A 9,606-nucleotide genomic window follows, 5' to 3' on the forward strand; every position below is an offset into this window, starting at 1 on the left:
TACGGCACCGAGTATGCCCAGGGCGCGGAAACGCCCCTCGCGCACTGAGCGCGGTCTCGCCCCGCGCCTGGTCAGGCGCGGTACGACGGGCGTGGGCGCCCGTACTGCGCGGGGGTCGGCACAGACGTATCGTGGCCGGAAGAGTGGCGGTATGTGCCGTCTGGTGGCGTATGACCTGTCGTACACCCGGCGCCCCGGTGCCCGTACGCGAGGATGACGATCATGGCCGATCCCAAGGGGTTCATGACCACGCCGCGTCAGGAGTGGGCGCGGCGGCCCGTGGAGGAGCGGGTGCGGGACTGGGACGAGGTGTACGTCCCCGGGGCGTTGCTGCCCATCATCGGCAAGCAGGCGGACCGGTGCATGGACTGCGGGGTTCCCTTCTGTCACGAGGCCTGCCCGCTGGGCAATCTCATCCCCGAGTGGAACGACCTGGTGGCCCGGGAGGACTGGCGGGCGGCGAGCGACCGGTTGCACGCGACCAACAACTTCCCCGAGTTCACGGGGCGGTTGTGTCCGGCGCCCTGCGAGGCGGGGTGCGTGCTGGCGATCAACCAGCCGGCGGTCACCATCAAGAACGTCGAGTGCGCGATCGCCGACCGGGCCTGGGAGGAGGGGTTCGTGCCGCCGCGGCCGCCGGAGCGGCTGTCGGGGAAGACGGTGGCGGTGATCGGCTCCGGTCCCACGGGGCTCGCGGCCGCGCAGCAGCTGACACGGGCCGGACACACGGTCGCGGTGTACGAGAAGGACGACCGGATCGGCGGGCTGATGCGGTACGGCATCCCGGCGTTCAAGATGGAGAAGCGGCAGCTGGAGCGGCGGCTCGGGCAGATGCGGGCGGAGGGCACGAGGTTCCGTACGTCGACGGCGGTCGGGCGGGACGTGGGGGCGGCGGAGCTGCGGGCGCGGTACGACGCCGTCGTCATCGCGACGGGCGCCACGGCGTGGCGGGAACTTCCGGTGCCGGGCCGTGAGTTGGCAGGGATACACCAGGCGATGCGCTATCTGCCGCTGGCCAACCGGGTGTGCGAGGGGGACCTCGCGGTCTCGCCGTTGTCGGCGGCCGGGCGGCACGTCGTGATCGTCGGCGGCGGGGACACCGGGGCGGACTGTCTGGGGACGGCCGTGCGGGAGGGGGCCGCGTCGGTGACCCAGCTGGACATCTACGCGCAGCCGGGGGCCGAGCGTGACGAGTACGCGGAACCGTGGCCGACGTATCCGAAGATCTACCGGCTGTCGGCGGCGCACGAGGAGGCGGGGCAGCTGCGGACGGCGCCGGCGGCGGACGCGGACGCGCGGTTGTTCGCGGCGTCGACGCTCCGTTTCACCGGGGACGACGGCGGGCGCGTGCGGGCGCTGGAGCTGGTGGAGGTCGACGAGCGGCGGCAGCCGGTGCCCGGCAGCGAGCGGACGATCCCGGCCGATCTGGTGCTGCTCGCACTCGGCTTCTCCGGGCCGGACCGGGAGGACGGCCTGATCGATCAGTTGGGGCTGGCGCTGGACGCGCGGGGCACGATCGCCCGCGACGACGGGTTCGCGACCAATGCGCCCGGCGTGTTCGCCGCCGGGGACGCGGCGCGCGGGCAGTCGCTCATCGTCTGGGCCATCGCGGAGGGCCGGGCCGTGGCGGCGGCCGTCGACCGCTATCTGACGGGCACGTCACGCCTGCCCGCGCCGGTCTCCCCGGGCGACAGGCCGATGCGGGTGTGAGCCCCCGGGAAGCGCCCGGGAGGGAAGCGATCGGCGAAGAGCGTGGGAGGGGCGGTGGTGCGCGGGCGCACACCACCGCCCCTCCGGTGCGCTACGCCTTCCGCGCCACCGCTCCGTAGCCCGGGATCACCCCGTCGTCCTGGCCCGGGACGGGTTCGCCCAGCTCCGGGTGCCACTTGTGGACGATCTCGACGCCCGGTTCGACGAGGTCGAGGCCGTCGAAGAAGCGGGTGAACTCGTCCCGGGTGCGCAGGGCGAGGGTGATGCCGGCGCCCTTGAGCTTGCCGGTGGCGGTCGCGGCGTCCTTCGGGGTGAAGTCGGCCGTGGCGTGCGTCATCACCAGGTAGCTGCCGGACGGCAGTTCGGACAGCAGCCGGGAGACGAGCTCGTGGGCGCCGTCCGTGTCCGGCACGAAGTGCAGCAGGGCGATCAGCGAGAGGGCGACCGGCCGCGTGAGGTCGAGGACCTCGCGGGCGCCGGCGATGATCGCGTCCGGGTCGCGCACGTCGGCCTGGAGGTATTCGGTGGCGCCCTGCGGGGTGCTGCGCAGCAGGGCCGCCGCGTGGGCCAGCACGATCGGGTCGTTGTCGCAGTAGACGACCCGGCTGTCGGGCGCGATCTGCTGGGCGACCTGGTGCAGGTTGGGCTCGGTCGGTATGCCGGTGCCGATGTCGAGGAACTGCCGCACCCCCTGCTGGGCCAGCCACCTGGTGGCGCGGTGCATGAAGGCGCGGTTGACCCGGGCCATCACCGGCACCCGGGGTTCGAGCGCCAGCATCTGGCGGCCCATTTCCTCGTCGACCGGGTAGTTGTCCTTGCCGCCGAGGTACCAGTCGTACATCCGCGCGGGATGCGGCTTGCTGGTGTCGATCTCGATGGCCGTCGGGTCCTGCCCTGTCATGCGGCACTCCGTAAACGTCTGATGTGATGGTTTGTCAAGTCTTTTGTCAATGCGTGAAGTCGAGCAAGTAATCAACACAGGCGACACGTGTCAGGTGAGCAGGAAGTCGGCCTCCCCCGCCTTGGCGCCTTCTATGAAGGCGGTCATCTCGTCCATGGTGTAGATCAGCGCCGGCCCGTCCGGGTCGGTGGACTGACGTACGGCGATCCGGCCGTCGGCCAGCTTCATCGCCTCCAGGCAGTTCCCTCCGTTGCCGCCGCTCCAGGGCTTGTGCCAGCCCTCGCTGCCCAACTCCCGTGCGGGCATGCCGTTGTAGACGCGTGCGCGCGGCTTGATGCGTTCCATTCAGAGCTCCTTGCGGAGATCCCGGAGGATCTCTTTCGTGCGTTGTGCCGTGGCGGCCTGCGCCGCCATGCGGTCCATGACCTCGAGGTGGGTCGCCACCTCGGCGCGCGCGTCGAGATAGACGGCGCCGGTCAGGTACTCGCTGTAGACCATGTCCGGCAGTTCTGACATGGCAAATCGGAACAGCACGAAGGGCCCGTAGGTCCCCGGGTGGGGCCCGTTCTCGAACGGGGCGACCTGGAGCGTCACGTTCGGCAGGTTCGCGGCTTCGAGGAGCCGGTCGATCTGGGCGCGCATCACCTCGGGGCCGCCGACCGGGCGGCGCAGGGCGGTCTCGTCCATCACGGCCCAGAACCGGGGGGCGTCGGAGCGGGTGAGCAGTTGCTGGCGCTGCATGCGCAGCGCGACATGGCGCTCGATGTCGTCCGGGCTGGTCTGGCCGATGGCGCCGGACTTGAGTACTCCGCGGGCGTAGTCCTCGGTCTGGAGGAGTCCGGGGACGAAGTGGGGCTCGTAGGAGCGGATGAGGCCGGCCGCGCCCTCCAGGCTGACGTACATGGAGAACCAGCCGGGCAGGATGTCGTGGAACCGCTGCCACCAGCCGGGACGGTTGGCCTCCTCGGCCAGCTGGACGAAGGTCTCGGCCTCGTCGTCGGGAACGCCGTAGGCCTTCAGCAGCAGCTGGAGGTACGGGATCTTGAAGGCGACCTCGGCCATCTCCATACGGCGGACGGTGGCGGGGGCGACGCGCAGTACCCGGGCGGCGTCCTCGCGCTTGAGTCCGGCGCGTTCCCGCAGGTCCAGCAGGCGCCGTCCGAGGACAACCTGTCCCACCGTCGGCGCGGACCGCGGTTCGCTCACGCTCCCACCTCCACCGAAAGCCTTCACTCGAAGGAACCCTGACAGCCCTGCGGCGCCGTTCGAAGGCTCATTCGAAGACCGGGTCCGACCTCCGATGGACCCAATCGGCGCCGCTGGACGTGCTGTTGCGAGCAGTGTGCCATGGCGCCTGACCGAGTCACAGCGCACTCTGCAATTTTCAGAGTGACTCTTGCCAAGTGTCCGTGGCGGGGCGATAGTGGCAGGCGTGATTCCGTCCGCGCCTTTAGGAACAGACGCCGCCGCAGACCGTCCCGGTCGCGGCGCCGCAGTGGCTGCCCCGCGAGGCGGCGCCGCCGAGCGCCGGTTCCGTTTCGAGCTGGCCGCGCATCCGGGCTCCGTCGCCCGGGCCAGACGCCTGGCGCACGCCCGGCTGACCGGCTGGTCGGTGTGCGCGGACACCTGTGACAGTGCGGCTCTGGTCATCTCCGAGCTGGTCACCAACGCGATCGTGCACACCGCGAGCGAGCGGGTCGTGTGCGAGTTGCACGACCACGACGACATGGTGCGCATCGCCGTGCGCGACGAGGGCTGCGCTCCCGGCGAGCCCCACCCGTCCCCGCAGCGGCCCGACGAGGAGCACGGGAGGGGGTTGCTCCTCGTCGACGCGCTGTGCCGGGCCTGGGGTGCGCAGGAGTACGGCTCCGGACTGCTGGTCTGGGCGGAGCTGGCCCGCCGGGAGGAACCGGCCGCCGGGCCCGCCGCGCCGGGCGCCGGAACCGCACCACCGCCGGCACGGCGTCCCGGACCGCCGCCCCCATGGCGCCGTCGAGCCGCACCGGTACCGGGGCGTGGAACAGCCGCCGTACCGGACGCCGGAGCAGCGCCACGACCGGGAGCGGCCGTGACCGGCGCGCCGAGCCCGGGACGGCACGGCGCGGCGCGGGGCTCCGGCAGGCGCCCGGGCCCCGGCCCCGAGGCCACCGGTCCGGAGCGGGCGATGGGGATGAACACCTTGGTGCGTCTGCAACGCCGGCGTCCGGACGCGGAACCGGGGCACCGGCTCCAGGTGCCGGACGGCATGACCGTACCGCTGGGCTGTGACGCCGTGGCGGTGCCCGACCGCCTCGGGCCGCTGGTCGTGGCGCGGCTGCCGCGGCTCGGGTGCGTGTACGCCGACGGGGCCCGCTGGTGGTGGATCGTGCCGTCGGACTCCGACTACGCGCTGCCCTGGCCGGCGCCCGCCCAGTACGCCCCGGGCGCTCTGGTCGGGGGAACCGCTCGGCTGATCCACCGGCCGCAGGGCGCGGTGCCGTACACCCCGCCGATCCCGCTCTATCTGGCGCTGTGCCGGGCGACGGGGACGACCCCGGACTGGTCGCGCACGATCATCGCCTGACGGCCGCTTCGCGCGCCCGGACGATCACCAGGAAGGCGTCCGTCGCCAGGTCCATGACGACCTCAGCGGGCAGGCCCTCCAGGCGCCGCGCGTGCGCGAACTCCTCGGCGGGCCACGATCCGCGCGGGCCGCCGGCGGGGAAGCGTCCGAGCACCGTCCGCCCGTTCACCATGGCGCGCCTCCTCAAGGACGTCGTCCTGTGTGGTCCTGGGCCGTTCTGCAAGGAGAGAACGCTCGGCGGGAGGCGAACGGCTCGCCCGGTGACCGGACTGAGACGTGTCCGACACAGATTCGGCGCGGATCGTGATGTTCCGGTCACATGACGGCAGGAAAGCGTACCGACCGGGTCAGAAGTCGTACTCGTCGTGAAGGCGCAGTTCCTCGCTCCCGGCGGGGTCCCGGCCGAGGGCGGTCAGGTCGAGGAGGGCGGTGGTGCTGCCCAGTTCGGCCAGGTCGGTGTCGTGGACCGAGTAGGTGTGGAAGACCCGGTCGTGCTCGCGCAGAAAGCAGCTCAGGCCCGGCCGCTCGACCGGTTTCCCGCCGTCCCGGACGGTCGCCTCGAAGTCGGTGTTGAAGTCGCCGGGCGCCGAGGAGTACCAGGGCACCGTCCAGCCCATGCGCGCCTTGAACGGCAGGATGCGGGTGAACGGTGCCCGGGAGACGGCGGCGAACGAGGTGTTCCGGGCGCGCAGATGGGCGAGGTGGCCGACCTGGTCGAGGAAGGCGGCGCAGCAGGGGCAGCCGGTCTCCCATTCGGGCGCGAACATGAAGTGGTGGACGACGAGCTGGGAGCGCCCCTCGAAGAGGTCGAGCAGGGTCGCCTTGCCGTCCCCGCCCTCGAAGAGGTACTCGGGGTCCACCTCGACCATGGGCAGCCGGCGCCGCTCGGCGCCGAGTACCCGGCGCGCCTGCCGGACCGCTTCCTCCCTGTGCCGTAACTCCTCGCGCGCGGTGCGCCATTGCTCGCGCGAGACGATCTCCGGAAGCGTCATGGGTCCTCCTGTCCGACGGTCGGTCGAAGGTGATGACCGGTGCCGGACGCGGAACTCATCGCCGGGCGCGGGAATTTCTCACTCCGCCCGCGGTCACGGCGCCACGGGCAGTGCCGCGGCGACGATCTCCTCCGCCCTGGCGACGGCCGTGACCAGGGCGTCGGGAGCGGGGCGCAGCCGGCCCACCAGCGCGTCGAACTCCCGCAGTCCGGCCCGTTCCAGCAGCCGTTTCTCGTTGGTCACCCACTCCCCGCGGGCCGCGAGCACGGCGTGGGCCGCCTGGGTCGCGGCGGTGGCGAGGGCGCCCGCGGTCTCGGTGAGGCGTCCCTGGGGCGCATGGTTGGCCCTGGCGTAGCCGAGGGTGGCGCGGGCGGTGCCGTGCCAGCGGTCGGCGGCGCTGCGGCGCAGCTCGTCCGGGTAGCCGGCGGGCCGGGGCAGTTCGCCCCGCAGCACCTGGTTGACGGCGAGTTCGGCCACGACCAGATAGGTGGGGATGCCCGCGAGGTGGAAGAGCAGCGGCTCCACCCGGAACCGTCCCTGCTCCGCCTCGGCCAGCTCGTGCTCGACGACGTCCAGGTCGCGGTAGTGCACATCGACCCGGCGTCCCTCGATGGTCAGCCACGCCCCGCCGTTGAAGACGCCGCCACCCCAGTCGCCGATCCCGCAGACCTCGCCCGGCCAGCCGACGGCGCGCAGGTCGGCCGGGTCGAAGGGACCGCGGTAGTAGACGGCCAGGTCCCAGTCGCTGTCCGGGCGGTGGGTGCCCTGGGCCCGGGAGCCGCCCAGGGCCACGGCGCGGACGGTGGGCAGGGCGGCGAGCCGGTCGGCGGTGGCGGAGAGGAAGTCGGCGTCGGAGAGGTGAGACATGGGGCCAGCCTGCGCCATGGAGGGCCGGGTGCGCGCGCGGATTACCCCGTGTCCGCCGCCCCGGCGGGAAATTCGGGTGCGCGCGCGGCCGACGGGGGCCGATGATCGGGAAGTTGTCCGCTGACTGTCGTAGGAGCAGCTCCGTGATCCAGCGCGTCACCGTCCCCGCTCTTTTCCCGCCGCCCGCCTACTCCCACGCCTCCGTGGTCGAGGCGGGCACGAGGCTGGCGTTCCTCGCCGGGACCGTACCGCTCGACGAACGGGGCAAGATCGTCGGCCCCGGCGATCCGGTGCGCCAGGCCGAGCAGGTGATCGCCAATCTGCGCGCACAACTGCACGCCGTGGGCAGCGACTTGGCGCATGTGCTCCGGACGGAGGTGTACGTCGCGAGCAGTGAGACGGCGACGCTGTCGGCGGTCTGGCGGGTCGTGGAGGACTCCGGGCTGAGCAAGGGCCCGCACTCGTCCACCCTGCTCGGTGTCGCCTGCCTCGGCTACACCGGGCAACTGGTGGAGATCACGGCGACCGCGGTGGTGCCGGACGGCCCGGCGGACGCGGGGGCACAGCGGTGACCGAGGTCGTACTGCGGCGGGCCGTGGCGGCGGATGCCCGGGCCGCCGCCGACGTCTGGCTGCGCTCGTTCGAGGCCGCGCTGCCCACGGTCGTGCGGCCGCGCACCGACGACGACGTCCGCGACCACTTCCGGGACGTCGTCGTGCCGCTGCGCGAGACCTGGGTGGCGGAGGCGGACGGGGGACGGATCGTCGGCGTGATGGTGCTCGACGGGGAGCTGCTGTCCCAGCTGTATCTGGACCCGAGCTGGCGGGGGCGGGGGCTCGGCGACCGGTTCGTGGCACTGGCCAAGGAGCGCGGCCCGGGCCGGCTGACCCTGTGGACCTTCCAGGTCAACGGGCCCGCCCGGCGCTTCTACGAACGCCACGGCTTCGTGGCCGTCGAGACCACGGACGGCCGGGGCAACGAGGAGCGGGAGCCGGACGTGCGGTACGTGTGGCAGCCCTGAAAGGGCCTTGGGGAGGGGAGAGTTCACTCCTTCTCCAGGGCCTTCTCCAGGGGACGCTCCGCGCCCGGCCCCCGACGAGAGACCGTCAGCCCGGCTGCGGGCGCCGGGTCAGGAGACCGGCAGCCCGGCCGTCACCGCGGCCGTGCGCAGGACCTCCCGCAGCATCTCCGGGGTGAGCCGGCCCGTGAAGGTGTTGCGCTGGCTGACGTGGAAGCAGCCGAAGAGGTCCAGGCCGTCGAGCGCGACCCGGGCGCCGTGCGCGAAGGCCGGGCGGGGCCGGGGGACGGTCCAGCCCGCCTCGGCGAACGCGGGCAGCGCCGCCTGCCAGCCGAAGGCGCCGAGGACCACCGCGGCCCGCACCGTCGGGCGCAGCAGATGCAGCTCCTGGACCAGCCAGGACCGGCAGGTGTCGCGCTCGCCGGGGGTCGGCTTGTTGGCGGGCGGCGCGCAGTGCACGGGCGCGGTGATCCGGACTCCGCGCAGCTCCAGTCCGTCGTCGGCGCTGACCGAGGTCGGACGGTTGGCGAGGCCCACGTCGTACAGCGCCTGGTACAGCACGTCCCCGGAGCGGTCGCCGGTGAACATGCGCCCGGTGCGGTTGCCGCCGTGCGCCGCCGGGGCCAGACCGATGATCAGCAGCCGGGCGTCCGCGGGTCCGAAGCCGGGCACCGGCCGGCCCCAGTAGGTCCAGTCGGCGAACGCGGCCCGCTTGGTCCGCGCGACCTCCTCGCGCCACTCCACCAGCCGGGGGCAGGCCCGGCAGCCCGTGAGCCTCCGGTCCAGCCGGGCGAGGGCGCTGCTGTCGTCCATACGGCCACCGTATGCCCACGGCGCCGGGGCCCATGTCCGTGATCTTCGGGAATCGTCTCTCCTCTCCCCTTCCTCTTTCTTCCTCTTTCTTCCTCCGGTGGCTCACGGCCGCACCCGGGCCCTCCCCGAAAAAACGGGTCCGGGTCACCCGGCCCGGGGCGTTAGGGTCGGGACATGGCTTCCGAGGACACGGACGAGAACGTGAACCCTGACACCGGCGGGCCTGCCGGGACGGGCCCCGCCCGGCGCGCAGGGGACTCCGGCGCCTCGGCCGCCGATGCCTCCGCCGGCCGGCCGCTCGACCCCAAGGTGGCCGCCGCGGTGGCCGCAGCCGAGGCCGCGGGGCCGGGCAACGGCGAGAGCGTCCGGATCGACAGCTGGATCTGGGCCGTGCGGCTGATCAAGACGCGTTCCCTGGGCGCCGCCGCCTGCCGTGGCGGGCATGTGCATGTGAACGGTGAGCGGGTGAAGCCGGCGTACTCCGTCCGGGTGGGCGACGAGGTGCGGCTGCGGCACGAGGGCCGGGAGCGGGTGGTGATCGTCAAGCGCCTCATCCGCAAGCGGGTCGGCGCGCCCGTGGCCGTGCAGTGTTACATCGACAACTCCCCTGCGCCCCCGCCCCGCGAGGCCGTCGCTCCCGCAGGCCTGCGCGACCGGGGCGCAGGGGAGTTGTCGATGTAACACTGCACGGCCACGGGCGCGCCGACCCGCTTGCGGATGAGGCGCTTGACGATCACCACCC

At 72.9% G+C, this 9,606-nt stretch carries 12 protein-coding genes and 1 pseudogene; 6 read left to right on the forward strand and 7 right to left on the reverse strand.

All coding sequences use genetic code 11. The annotated features are described in order from the left end of the window. The first annotated feature begins 222 nt into the window (after window positions 1-222). Window positions 223-1,710, forward strand: a complete 1,488-nt coding sequence (locus FRZ03_RS30675) for a glutamate synthase subunit beta (protein ID WP_146468349.1) — start codon at window positions 223-225, stop codon at window positions 1,708-1,710. A 91-nt stretch (window positions 1,711-1,801) separates the two neighbouring features. Here FRZ03_RS30675 and FRZ03_RS30680 read toward each other — a convergent pair whose 3' ends face one another. From FRZ03_RS30680 to FRZ03_RS30690, 3 genes are all read right to left on the reverse strand, one after another. Then, entirely contained in the window at window positions 1,802-2,611 is an 810-nt protein-coding gene (locus FRZ03_RS30680) for an SAM-dependent methyltransferase (RefSeq protein WP_146468350.1), read from the reverse strand. A gap of 90 nt (window positions 2,612-2,701) precedes the next feature. Then, window positions 2,702-2,956: a DUF397 domain-containing protein gene (locus FRZ03_RS30685; protein WP_070028498.1), complete on the reverse strand. Its 255-nt coding sequence runs from the start codon at window positions 2,954-2,956 to the stop codon at window positions 2,702-2,704. Continuing rightward, a complete protein-coding gene (locus FRZ03_RS30690; RefSeq protein WP_146468351.1) occupies window positions 2,957-3,817 on the reverse strand; it encodes a helix-turn-helix domain-containing protein in 861 nt (286 codons plus the stop codon). Window positions 3,818-4,034: 217 nt separating this feature from the next. Between FRZ03_RS30690 and FRZ03_RS30695 the strand changes: the two are divergent. Then, window positions 4,035-4,515, forward strand: a pseudogene (locus FRZ03_RS30695) (ATP-binding protein); the annotation flags it as partial. A 260-nt stretch (window positions 4,516-4,775) separates the two neighbouring features. Continuing rightward, window positions 4,776-5,174 carry a hypothetical protein gene (locus FRZ03_RS30700; RefSeq protein WP_146468363.1) on the forward strand — a complete coding sequence of 133 codons (399 nt, stop codon included), beginning with the start codon at window positions 4,776-4,778 and terminating at the stop codon, window positions 5,172-5,174. Here FRZ03_RS30700 and FRZ03_RS30705 read toward each other — a convergent pair. The 3 genes from FRZ03_RS30705 to FRZ03_RS30715 all read right to left on the reverse strand — a co-directional run bounded on the left by FRZ03_RS30705 (window position 5,164) and on the right by FRZ03_RS30715 (window position 7,033). Continuing rightward, complete coding sequence (locus tag FRZ03_RS30705) at window positions 5,164-5,346, reverse strand: hypothetical protein (protein WP_146468352.1); 183 nt, start codon at window positions 5,344-5,346, stop codon at window positions 5,164-5,166. The two genes, FRZ03_RS30700 and FRZ03_RS30705, sit on opposite strands and share 11 nt — an antisense overlap. Window positions 5,347-5,521: 175 nt before the next feature. Then, entirely contained in the window at window positions 5,522-6,166 is a 645-nt protein-coding gene (locus tag FRZ03_RS30710; protein ID WP_146468353.1) for a DUF899 domain-containing protein, read from the reverse strand. Window positions 6,167-6,259: 93 nt separating this feature from the next. Next, complete coding sequence (locus tag FRZ03_RS30715; RefSeq protein WP_146468354.1) at window positions 6,260-7,033, reverse strand: nucleotidyltransferase domain-containing protein; 774 nt, start codon at window positions 7,031-7,033, stop codon at window positions 6,260-6,262. A 143-nt stretch (window positions 7,034-7,176) separates the two neighbouring features. On the opposite strand from FRZ03_RS30715, the gene FRZ03_RS30720 reads away from it, so the two are divergent. Together FRZ03_RS30720 and FRZ03_RS30725 are read left to right on the forward strand one after the other, a co-directional pair. Beyond that, complete coding sequence (locus FRZ03_RS30720; RefSeq protein WP_146468355.1) at window positions 7,177-7,605, forward strand: RidA family protein; 429 nt, start codon at window positions 7,177-7,179, stop codon at window positions 7,603-7,605. Further along, complete coding sequence (locus tag FRZ03_RS30725; protein ID WP_146468356.1) at window positions 7,602-8,054, forward strand: GNAT family N-acetyltransferase; 453 nt, start codon at window positions 7,602-7,604, stop codon at window positions 8,052-8,054. The genes FRZ03_RS30720 and FRZ03_RS30725 overlap by 4 nt, the downstream gene beginning before the upstream one ends. Before the next feature lie 108 nt (window positions 8,055-8,162). Here the strand turns inward: FRZ03_RS30725 and FRZ03_RS30730 are convergent, their stop codons facing one another. Then, the gene (locus FRZ03_RS30730) at window positions 8,163-8,864 is read right to left on the reverse strand and encodes a uracil-DNA glycosylase (RefSeq protein ID WP_146468357.1); all 702 of its coding nucleotides are present in this window, start codon (window positions 8,862-8,864) and stop codon (window positions 8,163-8,165) included. Between the two features lie 174 nt (window positions 8,865-9,038). Between FRZ03_RS30730 and FRZ03_RS30735 the strand changes: the two genes are divergently transcribed. Beyond that, window positions 9,039-9,545, forward strand: a complete 507-nt coding sequence (locus tag FRZ03_RS30735) for an RNA-binding S4 domain-containing protein (protein ID WP_261399413.1) — start codon at window positions 9,039-9,041, stop codon at window positions 9,543-9,545. The last annotated feature ends 61 nt before the right edge of the window (window positions 9,546-9,606 follow it).

It is taken from the genome of Streptomyces misionensis, assembly GCF_007896895.1.
GTDB lineage: Bacteria > Actinomycetota > Actinomycetes > Streptomycetales > Streptomycetaceae > Streptomyces > Streptomyces misionensis_A.